The organism is Rhizobium sp. AN5, from assembly GCF_900215255.1.
Lineage (GTDB): Bacteria > Pseudomonadota > Alphaproteobacteria > Rhizobiales > Rhizobiaceae > Agrobacterium > Agrobacterium tumefaciens.
Genome location: NZ_OCMJ01000003.1, coordinates 676,811 through 691,484, shown reverse-complemented (window position 1 = coordinate 691,484; position 14,674 = coordinate 676,811). Strand labels below are relative to the sequence as shown.

13 protein-coding genes are annotated in these 14,674 nt (G+C 58.1%); 9 read left to right on the top strand and 4 right to left on the bottom strand.

Going from position 1 to position 14,674, the window contains the following annotated elements:
• The first annotated feature begins 156 nt into the window (after nt 1–156).
• On the top strand, nt 157–480 hold the full coding sequence (locus tag CRP02_RS06555) for a hypothetical protein (protein ID WP_236765579.1): 324 nt from the start codon (nt 157–159) through the stop codon (nt 478–480).
• A gap of 29 nt (nt 481–509) precedes the next feature.
• Here the strand turns inward: CRP02_RS06555 and CRP02_RS06550 are convergent, their stop codons facing one another.
• Nucleotides 510–1,649: an ROK family transcriptional regulator gene (locus tag CRP02_RS06550; RefSeq protein ID WP_097170613.1), complete on the bottom strand. Its 1,140-nt coding sequence runs from the start codon at nt 1,647–1,649 to the stop codon at nt 510–512.
• A 94-nt stretch (nt 1,650–1,743) separates the two neighbouring features.
• Here CRP02_RS06550 and CRP02_RS06545 point away from each other — a divergent pair, with 94 nt between their 5' ends.
• From CRP02_RS06545 to CRP02_RS06520, 6 genes are all read left to right on the top strand, one after another.
• Complete coding sequence (locus CRP02_RS06545; RefSeq protein ID WP_097171273.1) at nt 1,744–3,117, top strand: ABC transporter substrate-binding protein; 1,374 nt, start codon at nt 1,744–1,746, stop codon at nt 3,115–3,117.
• Nucleotides 3,118–3,184: 67 nt separating this feature from the next.
• A complete protein-coding gene (locus CRP02_RS06540; protein WP_019564841.1) occupies nt 3,185–4,096 on the top strand; it encodes a carbohydrate ABC transporter permease in 912 nt (303 codons plus the stop codon).
• The gene (locus CRP02_RS06535) at nt 4,096–5,184 is read left to right on the top strand and encodes a carbohydrate ABC transporter permease (RefSeq protein WP_097170612.1); all 1,089 of its coding nucleotides are present in this window, start codon (nt 4,096–4,098) and stop codon (nt 5,182–5,184) included. Before CRP02_RS06540 ends, CRP02_RS06535 begins: the two co-directional genes overlap by 1 nt.
• Nucleotides 5,185–5,189: 5 nt before the next feature.
• Entirely contained in the window at nt 5,190–6,302 is a 1,113-nt protein-coding gene (locus tag CRP02_RS06530; RefSeq protein ID WP_097170611.1) for an ABC transporter ATP-binding protein, read from the top strand.
• Nucleotides 6,303–6,313: 11 nt separating this feature from the next.
• Entirely contained in the window at nt 6,314–7,039 is a 726-nt protein-coding gene (locus CRP02_RS06525; RefSeq protein ID WP_097170610.1) for a glycerophosphodiester phosphodiesterase family protein, read from the top strand.
• Nucleotides 7,040–7,066: 27 nt separating this feature from the next.
• A complete protein-coding gene (locus tag CRP02_RS06520; protein WP_097170609.1) occupies nt 7,067–7,981 on the top strand; it encodes a TIM barrel protein in 915 nt (304 codons plus the stop codon).
• A 78-nt stretch (nt 7,982–8,059) separates the two neighbouring features.
• Here the strand turns inward: CRP02_RS06520 and CRP02_RS06515 are convergent, their stop codons facing one another.
• Nucleotides 8,060–9,457, bottom strand: coding sequence for a family 16 glycosylhydrolase (locus CRP02_RS06515; protein ID WP_097170608.1), 1,398 nt, complete (start codon nt 9,455–9,457; stop codon nt 8,060–8,062).
• A gap of 209 nt (nt 9,458–9,666) precedes the next feature.
• Here CRP02_RS06515 and greA point away from each other — a divergent pair, with 209 nt between their 5' ends.
• Complete coding sequence (greA, locus tag CRP02_RS06510) at nt 9,667–10,149, top strand: transcription elongation factor GreA (RefSeq protein WP_019564836.1); 483 nt, start codon at nt 9,667–9,669, stop codon at nt 10,147–10,149.
• A 74-nt stretch (nt 10,150–10,223) separates the two neighbouring features.
• Here greA and CRP02_RS27475 read toward each other — a convergent pair whose 3' ends face one another.
• Nucleotides 10,224–11,606, bottom strand: coding sequence for an O-antigen ligase family protein (locus tag CRP02_RS27475; protein ID WP_179783954.1), 1,383 nt, complete (start codon nt 11,604–11,606; stop codon nt 10,224–10,226).
• A 136-nt stretch (nt 11,607–11,742) separates the two neighbouring features.
• Nucleotides 11,743–13,080 (bottom strand): SGNH/GDSL hydrolase family protein, encoded by a 1,338-nt coding sequence (locus tag CRP02_RS06500; protein ID WP_097171271.1) that lies wholly within the window; start codon nt 13,078–13,080, stop codon nt 11,743–11,745.
• A 420-nt stretch (nt 13,081–13,500) separates the two neighbouring features.
• Between CRP02_RS06500 and CRP02_RS06495 the strand changes: the two genes are divergently transcribed.
• Nucleotides 13,501–14,649 (top strand): glycosyltransferase family 4 protein, encoded by a 1,149-nt coding sequence (locus CRP02_RS06495; RefSeq protein WP_097171270.1) that lies wholly within the window; start codon nt 13,501–13,503, stop codon nt 14,647–14,649.
• Nucleotides 14,650–14,674: the final 25 nt, after the last annotated feature.

The window sequence follows — 14,674 nt, the reverse complement described above, 5'->3', positions numbered from 1 at the left end:
AGCGCAAAAGCGTGGGGCGAGAAGGGGTTCAACTGGCGCGGCGCGTATTGCGCGCATCGTAAATATGCCCGGTAAAGCCAAGGCTTTGTCGGGAGCAGCAGGTGAATTTTTTTATTTTTATTGTGTGGAAGATTTGTGATGCCCAATGGAGGTAACATGCGTAACAGGCGGGTGTCATCACAGCTATTAGCGGTGAGTTGCGCCTCGGGTGACGACGTGCTTTCCCTTGACGGGAGCGCCAACGACGACCCGCATCCATCATTTGCGAACGACAGGCTTTATGTCGTGGGCGAGCCGGTTTCCAGGAAGGTGCTGAGATCTCGCCCGCCGGAGAACCGGGTTGAGGAAGAGGCTTTTCGCGTGGCGGAAATCAGCAATACCGTCATCGATGTCGATATCAGGCTTGCAAAATGGGCCTGGGCCGTGCTGGTGATCGGGCATTGCTGGCTGATCTATTTCATGGTGACCAATCTCGGCTGAGGCCTCTCCCGGGACATGCGCTCCGGCCGTTAACGCACTTCTCCGACGCCGTGCAGAATCATCGCTGCCGCACCGAAGGCCACGGGGTCTGTCGCAACCACATCCGGCAGCTGGATTTTCGGCTGTATCACCTTTGCGCCGTCGAACGGGTCCGAGCGTTCGTAATCCAGCCATTCCGCCAGCCGCTGTCGTACGATCCTTGGTAAAGTGCCGCCGACAAAGATTGCCGTGGGCGCCAGAACGGCGCTGACAGCGAAGGCGAGGCGCGCAACCTCGGGTCCCGCCCGTTCCAGCCACGCCTCAAACACGGCGGAGTTGCGCAAGAGGTAATCCGTCCAGACCTCGGGTGCGCGCCCCGAGGGTTTTTCTCCCACATGCTCCACGCACCATGCCGCCAGATCTTCGAAGGAGGGTCGCGAAGTGCTGCGGCCGCGCAAGGCGCCGATCTCGCCGGCATTGCCGAGATAACCGCGATAAAGCTCATTTTTGATAATGATGCCGCCGCCGATCCCCTCGGACAGATAGAGATAAGCGAAATTTTCGTGTCCGTCCGCATTGCCAAGCGTCAGTTCACCCATGGCTGCGGCATTGGCATCGTTTTCTATGATCACCGGGCAACGCAGCGCCTCGCGCAGCATGGCGGAAAGGTCAGACCCGGCCCACGAAATAACCTCTTCGGCAAGATCGAGCGACATGGCTTCCTTGCGAAAGCGGGTCGGCATGGCAATGGCCGCGCCGATCAGTTGGCTCCTGTCGATCGCATTTTTCGTCAGTAGTTCTTCGGATCCGTCCTGAAGCGCCCGTTGGACATCGGAAAACGCGTCATAGGAGCCGCGCATCTGCAATTCTCCAACGATCTCCCCGCCGAAATTCAACAGCGTCAACATCACCGAATAACGGTTGGCATGCGCACCAAGGGCGTAACCGACGGTTTTTTTGAGCGTGAGGTCGATATGGGGCGCGCCGCGGCCTTCCTGTCGGCGTGCACCTTCCTCGATGATACCGCGCTCAAGCAGATTTCGCGTCATCATGCTCACGGCAGCCGGCGTTATGCTGCAATAGTCGGCAAGTTCGACCCGCGAGGCCGACCCCTTGCGCCTGATATATCCCAGAAGCGCGCCCTGTGTTGCGCCAATGCCTGCCAGCCCGCCCTGCCGTCTCTCAGTCAAAGTTTCACTCTCCCGCGCTTTACCTAGGGAAATGTCATGAAGCTGTTAATTAAGCAACTTAATTAAATAATCAGTTTCAACGGGAATGGATCACATGTTCAAGTCTCTCACCCTGATGGCCACGGTTGCCCTCGGCGCGCTTTTGCCGGCCGTCGCCTTTGCCGAAGACATCAACATCAAGCTCTGGACGCTCGCCGACAAGAATGCGCCCGGCCGCGTCACCAACATCGAAGCTGCCGCCGGCATCATGAACGCGCAGTTCAAGGCAGCAGGCGTCGACAAACGCGTTGTCATCGACATCAACAACAGTGCCGTGCAGGGCTGGGACTCCTTCGCGCTCGATACGCTGAAGGCGTTTTCGGTGGGGCAGGGGCCGGATATCTACATCCTGCCGCATGAATGGATCGGCCAGTTCGCGCAGGACGGCTATGCCATGCCGATGGAAGACAAGATCGCCGCTGCTCCCTGGGTCTATGGCGATATCCTGCCGGTTCTGTGGAATTCGGCCAAGGCGACGGACGGAAAGATTTACGGCATTCCGCAGGACGCGGAAATCCGCATGTTCTTCTACAACAAGGACATGCTGCGCAAGATCGGCAAGGACGAAGCCTTCATCGAAGGCCTGCCGGCCAAGGTCGACGCCGGCGAATTCACGCTCGACGATCTGACGGCCCTGTCGAAGGAAGTGGTAGACGGCAAGGCCGCACAATACGGCATGCTGCACCGCCCGAATGTCGGTATCGACTATCTGATGGTGTTCCAGTCCTATGGCGTGAAGTTCATGGACGAAAAGACCGGAAAGCTGATGTTCCCCAAGGCCGAAATGGCCAAGGCGCTCGGCTGGTATGAGCGCAATGCCAAGGAAGGCGTGACGCCCGTCGATAATACCGCCATGAGCTGGGAGGCGATCCAGACGGCCTTCAAGCAGGAAAAGGCCTTCATCTTCCATCAGGGTGTCTGGGCGGTTGCCTGGCAGGTGGGCGACAAGAACGGCGCGACCTGGCCGACCGACGGCAAGGGATATTTCAACAAGATCGGCTGGATTTCTGCTCCGGCAGCCGAAAAAGGTGGCAAACCGGCCAACCTGTCGCATCCGCTGCTCTACACCCTCAATCCGAAGAGCGCCAATGCCGATATCGCCGCCGATCTCGTGGCGCTTGCGACATTGCCCCATTTCAACAACGAACACGCCGTGACGTCCTATCATACGGCCATCAGCAACGCCCAGACGGCCATGCCGAAATACCGCGACAACTGGGTACTCTCCGCTGCTTCGCCGATGATGAAATACGCGCAGTTCGTGCCCAACCACACCAAGTTCGGCAGCTACAACAAAGTGCTGTTCAGCGGTCTGCAAGCGGTTGAGACCGGCAAGATGACGGCCGCGCAGGCGGTCGATTTCATCGCCGACGAGCTTGAGCTGCAATTTGGCGCGGAGATCGAAATCCGCGACGCCGCAAGCAACTGAGTTTGCCCGAAACCATGCCGCCCGGTTCTGCCGGGCGGCTTTTCCGCGTTCCCACCGGTATATCGTAATGTCTCAATTTCAGCTTCGGGCGCGCCGCCCGGCCCGGCCGATCTTTTATCTGGCTCCGGCTCTCGCCTTGCTTGGCCTGTTCTTTCTTGCCCCGATCGTCGTCAATCTGGTGATCGCCTTCACCGACATGGGCGCAAACCTGAGGGTCGGCAAATTCACGGTCGAGAATTTCCAGCGCATGTTTCAGCGCGATGTGCGCCTGCCGATGGTGTTGCTGACGACGCTGATCTATGTCGGCGCAACGCTGTTCATCTTCAATATCGGGCTTGGCGCGCTTCTGGCCGTTACGACCACGGCGATACCGGACCGGCTAGGCAACTTCTTTCGCGGCCTCTGGCTGCTGCCGCGCATGAGCCCGGCCGTGCTTTATGGCGTGCTGTGGATATGGATCGCCGATCCGACGTCTTCCGGCCTGCTCAACCAGTTTCTTGGCGCGCTCGGCGCACCCGCTCTCAACCTGCGCAACGACTTTCCGCTGTTTCTGGTGGTGGTGGCGAACGGTGTCGTCGGCGCGTCTTTCGCCATGGTCATCCTCACATCGGCCATCCGCTCCATACCGTCGCATCTGGCCAATGCCGCGCGCGTCGATGGTGCCAGCGAATGGGGTGTGCTTCGCCATGTCGTCGCACCCGCGCTCTCGGCACCGATCCGTTTCATCACGCTCTATCAGGCGCTCTCACTGATGACGACCTATGAATATATCCTGCTGATCACCGGCGGTGGGCCTGTCTACGATTCCACGACCTATCCGCTTTATATCTACCGTCGCGCCTTCGAAAACGGCGCCTATGCCTATGGTGCCGCACTTGCGCTCGGCCTTATGGCGATAGGCGTTGCCATCACCCTCATTCAATGGCGCATCAGCAATATGCGCTCGACTTTTGCTCCCGCCAAAATCGAGGTGCTGTGATGACGCTCGCCCACACCCATGCGCCTGCCCACAGCAGTCATACCCTTGATCTGAAGCCGGACTGGACGCGTCTTGAAAGGCGCAGCCTTGCCCATCGCGCCGGTTTCGTTCCCGTCATTCTTGTGTTCCTGACGGTGGTTTCGGTTCCGGTTCTCCTGCCCTACCTGTGGCTGCTGGTGAGGTCGCTCACGACTTCCGACGACAATCTCAGCCGACTTGTGCTGTGGCGCAGCGGCGCAATCGCCGCTTTTGCCTACGGCGGGACGATAGCGGTTGCGTTTCTTTCCACGCGCCTGCGCAATCCCGCGCTGCTGTGGCTGGCATTTGGTGCCGTGGTTGCGGCGCTCGTCTTCATACTGGTACTGCCGCATCTGACCATCGACAACTACAGTTTCCTCTGGAGCCGCGATATCGAAAAGACCGGCACCACGCGCATGGCGCTGATGCCGTCCGTCTGGACCGCCATGCGCAGTTCACTGCTGTTTGCCGCTTCCCAGACGCTGATCGTCGCGCTGGTCGCCACGCCGGCCGCCTATGCGCTGTCGCGTTTCACCTTCGCCGGGCGTGAAAACGTGCTGCGCGGGCTTTTGCTGCTGCATGCCTTTCCGGCGCTCGCGCTCACCGTCGCGATCTTCGTGCAGCTGCATTACATGGGCCTGCTCAACAATCTCTTCGGCGTCGTGCTGGTCATGAGTGCGCTTGAGCTGCCGTTTGCAATCTTTGTTCTCAAGGGCTTTTTCGACAACGTTCCCTGGGACATCGAAATGAGTGCCGTCACCGATGGCGCGAGCCGCTTCCAAGCCTTTCGCATGGTGGTTCTGCCGCAGGTAAGAAGCGGGCTGATTGCGGTTGCCACCTTCACCTTTCTGCGTGGCTGGGAAGAATATGTCTTCGTCCAGACGCTGCTCATCGAAAAAAGCCAGATGACGATGAGCCTCTATCTCTTCTTCGTGGCACAGGACAGCGCCGGCGTGAATTACGGCATGATCGCTGCCGTAGGCATCATCTATCTGCTGCCTGTGCTGATCATTTACATCTTCACGCAGAAATACATCACCCAGATGAGTTTCGGCGGGATCAAAGGATAATCGCCATGGCCAGGATCACCCTCGACAATGTCACCAAAAGCTGGGGCGACACCCGCGTTCTGCAACCGATGACCCTCTCCATCGAAGACGGCGAATTCGTCGCCGTTCTCGGGCCGTCCGGATGTGGAAAGTCGACCACGCTTTTCCTGCTCGCCGGGCTTTACGCGCCGACCGCCGGTCAGATTTCTTTCGACGGCCACAACGTCAATCGCATCGATGCGCGCGACCGCAATGTCGGCATCGTCTTCCAGTCCTATGCGCTTTATCCCAACCTGACGGTGCGGCAGAACATCGCCTTTCCGTTGCGTTTCAAGAATGTTCCGCGTGAGGAAGCAACGCGACGGGTGGAGGAGGCGGCGAGCCTCGTGCAGATCAGCGCGTTGCTCGACCGACGGCCCTCGCAGCTTTCCGGCGGCCAGCAGCAGCGTGTGGCGCTTGCCCGCGCGCTGGTCAAGGAACCGAACATCCTGCTTCTGGACGAGCCGCTTTCCAATCTCGATGCGACCCTGCGCATCACCATGCGCGCCGAGCTGAAAAGCCTGCAGAAGCGCCTGAAGATCACCACGCTGATCGTCACCCATGACCAGATCGAGGCGATCACCATGGCGGACAGGATCATTTGCATGAACAACGGCGCCATTGCCCAGATCGGCACGCCCGATGATCTTTATCGCCGGCCCGACAATCTGTTCGTGGCCGGTTTCATCGGCACGCCGCCAATGAATCTCTTGAAAGGATGGGCGCAGGGCGGGCAGTTGCAGATTGGCGATGCCCTGCTCGACCTCAATGCCCGCTGTGACGGCGAAGTCACCTTTGGCCTGCGCCCGGAAGATATCGCCCTCGTCACATCGTCTGAGGCACGCCTTGCGGGGCAGGTTACCACCGTCGAGCCCATGGGGCGCGAGGTATTCTACACGATCGATACGCCCGCAGGCATGATCCACGCGCTGGAATATGGCGAGACGATACGCCACGCGCCGGGAGATCGTGTCGGGATCAGCTGCAAATCCGCGCTGACGCTCGTGTTCGACGCCGCCGGCAACCGCATCGCCGGGCTGCATGCCGATCTCTCACACCATTCGACTATTCCGGCGCGTGAACCGGAAGCAGTAAACTGACAGGAATTTCCATGCCCAAAATCGTCTCCCATCGCGGTGCCAACCATTTTGCGCCCGAAAACACCTTCGCCGCCGCCGACCTCGCCTTGCAGCAGGGAGCGGATTACGTCGAGCTTGACGTGCGCGAGAGCGCGGACGGCGTGCTTTATGTCTTTCACGACGAAACGCTGGATCGTACCACCAATGGTACGGGTCCCATCGGCCACATGCTGTCGAGCGAGATCGATGCGTTGGATGCCGGCAGCTGGTTCGGCGAAAACTTCAAGGGTGCGGCTGTACCGCGGCTCGATGCCTATCTCAGCCATTTGCGCGGCCGCTGCGGCGTCTATGTCGAGCTGAAATATTGCGATCCCGTCAAGGTGGCGACACTGGTACGGAGCCTCGGCATGGTGCGCGATACCTTCTTTTTCTCTTTCTCCGAAGAAATGCGCCGGGGCCTGGCCGCCGCCGCGCCGGAATTCCGCAAGATGATGACGCTCGATATCGCCAAGTCGCCTTCGCTGGCTGCGGCTGTTCACCATGCCTCGATCATCGAGATCACACCTGCGCAGATGCGCAAGCCCGGCCTTGTCGCGGCATGCCGCAAGGCGGGTCTGGAAATCATGGTTTATTATGGCGGCGATGATGCCAACCTTCATAATGAGATCGCATTGGCCGGGGTAGACTACGTCAATATCGACCGCCCGGACCTGTTCGATACGGCGCGCCGCGCCGTACGGCAGCCTGAACTCGCATGACCTTTCTTACCCCCTGGAGATGATGACATGAGCAATCTTATTGGAACCGGCTTCAACGCCAGCTCGGACGACGGTGAACTGGCCACACTCGAAAGCGATCTGCGTGCGCTTGCCGAAATTGGCTGCGACACCGTTGAAATTGCCGCAACGAGCCTTGATCTGATCGCAGGCGGACGCATCATCGAGGAGCGCGCTCAACGGTTCGTGGCACTCGCCAAAGAATTCGACTTCCGCTATACGGTGCACGGTCTTGTTTCGTCCAATTTCATGGACCCGGTAACGTGCCGCTACCAGATAGATGCAGCCAAGGCGCTGGCCGTCCTGTGTGATCGCATCGGCGCGGGCATCCTCGTTCAACACAGTGGCGCCCTGCGTGCCGATCAGATCGCCGAGCGGGCCGATGCCGACAGCCGCGAGCGGGAAGCGCTTTTCGAGCTGGCGGAATTCTGCAAGCCCTATGGCGTGCGGGTCGCGCTTGAGAATATCTTCTCCACCGAGCCCGGCCAATATCGCCAGACGCCTGCCGAGGTGGCCCAGACCGTTAAGGCCATCGGCCATGATAACGTCGTGGCGCTGATCGACTTCAGCCACGCCTATCTCGAATCCACCTATCGCGGGCTCGATTTTCGCGAACAGCTTCGTGCCATGGCGCCGGTCGCCGGCCATCTGCATGTCCACGATTCCTTCGGCCGGCCGCAGGGCTTTTATCAGCCGTATTTCGACCAGGAAAATACCGCTCTCGGCATCGGCGATCTGCATATGCCGCTCGGCTGGGGCGATATCGACTGGCAGGGCATCTTCTCGGAGCTGACCTTCCTGCCGGATACCGTGCTGATGATGGAAATCGGCCGCCGCTACCGTGCCGAACAGCCCGCGAGCCTTGAAATGGCGCGTCATCTCATGTCGCTCTACACTGAGCGGATGCAGATCGCGGCTGAATGACTGAACTGAACAAGGCCCAGCCGACAGGCTGAGGTTTGAAGCGCCGGCAGTTCTGAACGCAACTGCCGGCGTTTTTCGTTACGCGGCCCAGTCGGAAAGCGAATAGGCTTTGATGTAATCGATCATCATCTGCGACCCGTCGCTGAAATCAACCGCCGACGGCGTTCCTGCCATGCCGCCGACAGCAAGATTGACGACCATATACATGGGGTCGTGCATGTCATCAGGCGTATCCGTCTGCGCCACGGCGACGTCGTCGAAATACCAGGTAATATATTCCGCATCCCACAACACGCCATATGTGTGGAAACCTTCCGTGCTCGGCACGCTGACATTGTTTATGACTGATGTCTGTTCTCCCGTTGCATTGGAGTGGGTGGACATGATCAGCGTATTGGGGTTTTGCCCACGCATCTCCACGACATCGAGTTCCGGTGGCCAGGAGCCGTCCTCAGGCAAAAGCCAGAAGGCCGGCCAGGCGCCCCGGTCGGTCGGCATGTCGGCGCGCATTTCGAAATAACCATAGGTCTGGCTGAACGACGAATAGGTGTTCAGCATACCCGAGGTATAATCATAGCCCTCAACCTCGTTGGCGATCGATTGCGGGGTTTCCGCGGCGGTGATAGTCAGGACACCGTTGTTGATGCTGAAGGGATTGACCTCTGATGTGCCGGCATAAGCGGGGTTGATGTACCATTGCGCCTCGCCATTCGCCGTCAGCGAGCTTCCCTTTTCCGGTGCCCACCAATATTTAGCATCCCAGGTCCCCTGATCGCCGCTGCGAAGTGAAAGTGCATCGAATTCGTCGGCAAAGGTCTGGGTGAGGGACGACCGGTCGAGGCTGAGCTCGAACTGGTCGGCCTGAAGATCGTCGATGGTCGTTCCGGCAAGAACGACGGCCTCGCCGTTGGCGAAGTTCAGCCAGAGATTATCGCCCTGTTGGGTGGCATTGCTGACGAGTTGCTCGAAGGATGTGATGCCGTAACCGTTAAGCCGGATCGTGTCGTTGGCGCTGAAATCCATAATGAGATCGGTGCCGTTGCCGCTCGTAAAAACGAATGTATCCGCACCGCCACCGCCGATCAGCACGTCGTTGCCGGCCCCGCCATCAATGGTCTGGCTGCCCGATCCGCCGGTTATGATGTTGTCCAGCTCATTTCCGAAGGCATAACGGCCGTCACCGGTTACCCGCAGGTTTTCGAAATTGTCGGGCAGGGTATAACTCATCCAGGTGTCTATGGTGTCGATACCCTCTCCGGCATTTTCGACGGCGCGGTTGATGCTGGAATAGAGGTAATAAATATCGTCGCCCGTGCCGCCCGCCATTGTCACATTGACGGAACTGTCGCCCCACATAGAATCATTGCCGGCAGTGCCTGTCAGCAGCGGTCCGGAACCCGTGGCGGAAAAAAATCCGGTGGAAGTGTCGCTGTAATAGAGTGTCTCTCCAAGCGCATTCAATACTGTCCGGGCCATTGACCGTCTCCTGTCCGTTAGCGTTGGCTTTCTCACTCCTCTTGGGCGATACCCTAACAGGGCGAAAAGCCTCCTGTTAGAGCCAGAAATGAGGGGTACATGGCCGGTTTCTGTGGTGCACGCTATTGCAGCATTGCAATGGGCGGTGGCAGGATTGGACGGCAAGGGAGATGCTCAAAGCGGCATCTCACGGGAATGGAGTGCCAGAATTGAGTGTAGCCTTTACCAAGGAAGATAGTGCCGAAACCGCAGCCGAAACGGTTCTGCCGGACCGGGTGATTTCGCCTCATCCCAATCTGGTGACGGAGGCTGGGCTGAAAGCGCTGGAGCAGCAGCTGCAATTGGCGCGCGAAGCCTGCGAAACGGCCAATGCCGTCGAAGACGTCAATGAAAGACGTCGGCTTTCGGCCAATCCTCTGCGGGACATTCGGTATTTCGCGGAGCGCGTTCGCACCGCCCAGCTGATGCCAAGCCCGCCTGCAGATGGCACCGTTGCCTTCGGCAGCGTGGTAACATTCAGCCGTGATGACGGGAGGACACAACGCTTTCGGATCGTAGGCGAGGATGAAGCCGATCCGGCCACTGGATCGATGTCTTATGTCTCCCCGGTCGCAGGAGTGCTGATGGGAAAATCTGCCGGTGATGTTGTCAGCCTGGGTGGCAAAGAGATTGAAATCATCGAAGTGACCTAAAGCGCCCACTTGAAAACGGAATAAATTTTAGCAGCAAGGATGTGCGGTTTGGAGCGAGAGAACCTCGCCGTAATTTAGGCCGGCCGTGCCGTCACCAAAGCGTCCTCTTCTGCCATTCCTGCCATCCGCATCATCGTATTTTTCAGAAAGAACCTGAAATCCAGATCAATGAAAGTATAGGCGAGTACGAGCCCCATATAGGCCATGAAAACGGGATTGAAATTCAGCTCTTCAAATTGATAGACGATGACGATTGCGATCGCCGAATAGGCGAAGAAACCGACTTTTCGTTTCCGGAGGATCGCGTAAACAAGCGCAAAGGCGCTGAGAAGGCCAAATCCTATGCCGGATGCATAGGCCGTGGCGAGAAAGCCACTATGCGGCGTTCCGATCCTCGATATTCGCGACAGTTCTTCATATCGGGCGGTAAAACCGATGCCGAAAGGATGATGGAGCATCACCTGAAAGCCGCCAGTGAGCGTATCCCAGCGCTCCTGCGCATTGTTGCTGCTGTTGCTGTCCTCGAGAAACCGTTTCGAAAAGATCTGTTCCGCAAAATCAAAAGCGCCCAATGGCAAAAAAGCTGCGATGACAAGGGCGGACAAGGCAAAACCAAAATAGGTGCTGAGCAGCATTTTGATGGAAAAATTTCTGATGTAGAAATAGACCCCGATGGCAAGAACCGCAAATACTCCGGACCGGTTGAGAGTGAGTGTGAAGCTCGCCAGATAGACCAGCAGAAATACGGCAAACAGCGCGGGGCGTTTTTGCCTTTCGGCAAGATAAGCGACTGCCGCACCCGCCAACGCAAAGGCAGGTCCGGCTGTGTTGCCCACCGGCCAGATTCCACCCGCTTTTTCGACACGCAAAAGCAAGGGGCTCAATTCGCCTTTTGCCGCAGCTGCCAGCACGGCGGTTTCATCGAACATGAAAGAGAGGCCAAGGGAGGCGAGCTGGTCGTGAATGACGATATCCAGAAAAAGCAGGATCGTCACAGCGATGAAGCCGGCGAAGATGCCCCAGCAGAACAGCTCGAGAAGGTTCTCCTTAAACAGCATATAGGCAAAAAACAGAAAATAGACCGCGTAAAAATATGCCATCGCGGTGGTGTAAAATTCGCCTTCGCCACGTTCGTCGGCAAAAACAGCCGAAAGTGCAAAAAAAATGGTTAGCGGAACGAGATAAAGCAGGATGATCGAGGGCGTCAGACAGCGAATGTAAAGCAGGGCAATAACGGGTAGCGTCATCAGGACAAGCATGTCGGTGATGTTGAGGAAGCGCAGGCCCAGATTGCTGGTCAGCACATTGCATTGAATGAAAAAGCCAATGGAAAAAACGAAGATCGCCAGAAAGAGACCGGGCACCTGTATGGTTTTTGAAGGATAAAGAGGCATCGCCAAAACGAAACCCGGCAACGGGGATTGATGCGATGCCGCCATATTTGTGCTTCTGGTCATTCCCGGCCTGTATCCTTCACTGGCGGACCCTAGTTCGGCCCTGTGGGAGAGGGCGTCATCACCATGAGGCGAGAGGGTGATGACGATGAATAGTGGTCTTGATGACGTTGCCGTGCAAGACAATTTTCTAAGGTTTTCAGTCGCTCAGATTACCTTTTGGCAAAGCTCCTTCGACGGCGATTACCCGCTGGATGTAGAGCGGTTCGTTGGAAACCGGCGCGCTCATGCCGAATGCCGGCATGATCCTCACATAGAAACCGTATCCGCTGGGGCTGATATCCGGGTCGATAGCGATCTCGTTGGCTGTGGCCCACATCCAGCCGCTATTGTCGAGGGCATTCGCACCACCGAATTGCAGGGCGGAGCAGCTTATCGTCCGGACTGCGCCGCCGCTTTTTGCAACCAGTGTGACATAGGGCGCACGCTGCCCCTCGATATTTTTATAAAGCACTGCAAATGAAACTGTTTTGCCGATCATCGCGGCGGCCTCCGTATTGCGAAAATAACGAACCAGTGCAGCCGACTGGTTGCCATTCGCACGCAAACCGAGGCTGTGAGCGAAAGCCGGAGAAAAGGTGACTTCTGCGGCTTTTATGGCGGAACCCGACGCCGCCGGGCTCCAGCCCGCTGGAGCGGACCCGGTCCAATCGGTGAAATCGCCGTTGACGATAAGATTGGCAGCGGGAAGTTTCGGCCAACAAGGTGTCTGAAAGACGTTATCGGGCGCCGATGCCAGATAACAACCGAACAAGGTTCGGGCGACGAGATGAGATCCGGCATCGTTCGGATGGACGTTGTCGCGGTAAAGCGCATGGTCCTTGCCTCTCGCTACAAATGCCGCGTGTGTATCCACCAGCGTGAGGCCCGGGTGCGCTCGGGCAAGGTCAAGGATCGCATTATAGACCTTGTCGTAACCGGTGCTATCGCGCCAGGGGTTCTGGGTGGTGATGAGTTGGGGGGCACCCGGCCATTGCCATTCGATCATGCCAAGCGGTCCGAGCAGGGCGGCTCGTCCGGAGCTTAGGATACCGCCCGGCGTCTCGAAACTCTGCATATTATGCCCATGATGCGTGATGCACAGGTCTGGACGTGGAATCTTCAGCGCCGCCGCGCGCTGGTCCGCGAGCATGTAACCGGCCATGCCGCCGGGCAGTGCCGCAAGATAGACCGTGAGCGTTGGCCCCATGCCTGCACGTAGCGTAACCGGATCCGCATAGGCCTTTGGCCCGGTGGGGGCGTTTGTCTGCCATTCTGCCCAGCGGTGCAGCACAACCCTTGTGTCGTGCAGATCGCCAAGCATCATGGCGAACTGCTGGAATGGTCCCGCATCGGCATAGGCGGTGCTGTCACCATTCACGAAGATCGTGGCATTCTGACCCACAGTCAAACGCGCGCGCAAGGGTGAGAGCGCGTTCAGGGAAGGGACCATGGTGGGGATGTTTCTGGAGGTGATGCCGAGCGATACGCCGATCATGCCGGCACCTCTTCCGTTCCGGTCATATATATGCATATGTTACGTTTGAGCGGTGTCATCGTTCGTTCTCCTGGTCTGGCCCTAGGATAACTCTGCCGAAAGGCAGGGGGACAAAACGCAGGAAACGGGACGGCGAAAAGCAGTAAAATTATACGTCACGAATTTTTCTTCGATTTCTTTTAAAATATATAGATAGAATATTTTTCTTTTAATTTACGTATATCGGATTTTTATCCGCATAAAGGTTTGAATGTTATTTTTTCTAACCACAATCAAGCGTTGTTGTTCTTATACTGAAATTGCCGGTCAAGCTATCCCTGCCGTTAGCGAGTGCACTTGTCATTTTCACGGGCTGTCCGTCCATGCCCGCAATTTAGGGCAACGGCAACTTGGGTGCTCTGGTCCTTCACAGGTGATGTCATGACATCCGCTCTGTTTGTCAGTCACACAGGAGAGAAGGGTGGCGCCGAGCTGTTTCTGACGGACCTCGTCAAGGCCGGACCGCATTCCTGGCGGGCGTGTTTTCTCAGTGGCGGTGGTGCTGCTGATGATCTGGCAACGGCCGGGCGGCCTCCGGTCATGTTATCAGCTGGCGAAAAAATGCTGTCGATCCGCCGTGATTCATCGTTTGGCGCAATGCTGCGTGGCGCGGCCGATGTCGTCGCCGTTGCCTGGCAATTGAGCCAGCAGGCGAGACATTACGACGTGATCTGCGCCAATTCGCAGAAGGCGCTGTTCGTCTGTGCGCTTGCCGCGAAACTCAGCCGTCGTCCGCTTGTCTGGGTTTTGCACGATATAGTCACCGATCCCGCCTTCAGCTCCGCCAATCGCCATGCATCGCTGGCATTCGCACGCCTTTTCGCAAGGCTGGTGGCCGTTAATTCGCAGGAAACCGGCCGGGCTTTCGTTGAAGCCGGCGGGCAAGCAGAAAAGGTCCGCATCGTTTATAACGGCTTCGACCCCGCAAAGGCTGTGGCGAACGATCCCGACAGAGCTGCGCGGTTGCGTGCGGAATTGGGCCTTGGTCCTGAACCGCTTGTCGGATTGTTCGGCCGGCTGAGCGAATGGAAGGGGCAGCACGTCTTTCTGGACGCGATCGCGGCGATGGATGGCGTTCAGGCCGTCATCGTTGGCGGAGCGCTATTCGGGCAGGACGCCTATGAGACGCGCATCCGCGAGCAGGCATCCCGTCTCGGTCTGGATGGTCGTGTCCGCTTCCTCGGTTTCCGGTCGGATGTGCCGGAGCTGATGGCATCGATGGATGCCGTTGCTCACACCTCTGTTGTCGCCGAACCGTTCGGGCGGGTGGTGGTCGAGGCCATGATGTGCGGGCGGCCGGTTGTCGCCACACGCGGTGGTGGGGTTACCGAAATCATTCGGGACGGCGAAACGGGTCTTCTGGTGCCGCCGGGCGACGCATCGGCGCTTGCGGCAGCACTTGGCTGCATCCTGTCGCAGCCGGCTCTGGCGGAAAGGCTGGCGCAGCATGGCCGTGAGGATGTGAGCCGGCGTTTTTCGCTGGAGGAGACCTGCCGGTCCGTTTCCGCTTTGCTGTCGGAAGCAGTGTGAGGGGCCTCTTGGCGATCAATTCGGG

Excerpts from the sequence above, each read along its gene's own strand:
- CRP02_RS06555 (WP_236765579.1), top strand. The coding sequence starts at position 157 with ATGCGTAACAGGCGGGTGTCATCACAGCTATTAGCGGTGAGTTGCGCC.
- CRP02_RS06545 (WP_097171273.1), top strand. The coding sequence starts at position 1,744 with ATGTTCAAGTCTCTCACCCTGATGGCCACGGTTGCCCTCGGCGCGCTT.
- CRP02_RS06540 (WP_019564841.1), top strand. The coding sequence starts at position 3,185 with ATGTCTCAATTTCAGCTTCGGGCGCGCCGCCCGGCCCGGCCGATCTTT.
- CRP02_RS06535 (WP_097170612.1), top strand. The coding sequence starts at position 4,096 with ATGACGCTCGCCCACACCCATGCGCCTGCCCACAGCAGTCATACCCTT.
- CRP02_RS06530 (WP_097170611.1), top strand. The coding sequence starts at position 5,190 with ATGGCCAGGATCACCCTCGACAATGTCACCAAAAGCTGGGGCGACACC.
- CRP02_RS06525 (WP_097170610.1), top strand. The coding sequence starts at position 6,314 with ATGCCCAAAATCGTCTCCCATCGCGGTGCCAACCATTTTGCGCCCGAA.
- CRP02_RS06520 (WP_097170609.1), top strand. The coding sequence starts at position 7,067 with ATGAGCAATCTTATTGGAACCGGCTTCAACGCCAGCTCGGACGACGGT.
- CRP02_RS06515 (WP_097170608.1), bottom strand. The coding sequence starts at position 9,457 with ATGGCCCGGACAGTATTGAATGCGCTTGGAGAGACACTCTATTACAGC.
- CRP02_RS27475 (WP_179783954.1), bottom strand. The coding sequence starts at position 11,606 with ATGACCAGAAGCACAAATATGGCGGCATCGCATCAATCCCCGTTGCCG.
- CRP02_RS06500 (WP_097171271.1), bottom strand. The coding sequence starts at position 13,080 with ATGATCGGCGTATCGCTCGGCATCACCTCCAGAAACATCCCCACCATG.
- CRP02_RS06495 (WP_097171270.1), top strand. The coding sequence starts at position 13,501 with ATGACATCCGCTCTGTTTGTCAGTCACACAGGAGAGAAGGGTGGCGCC.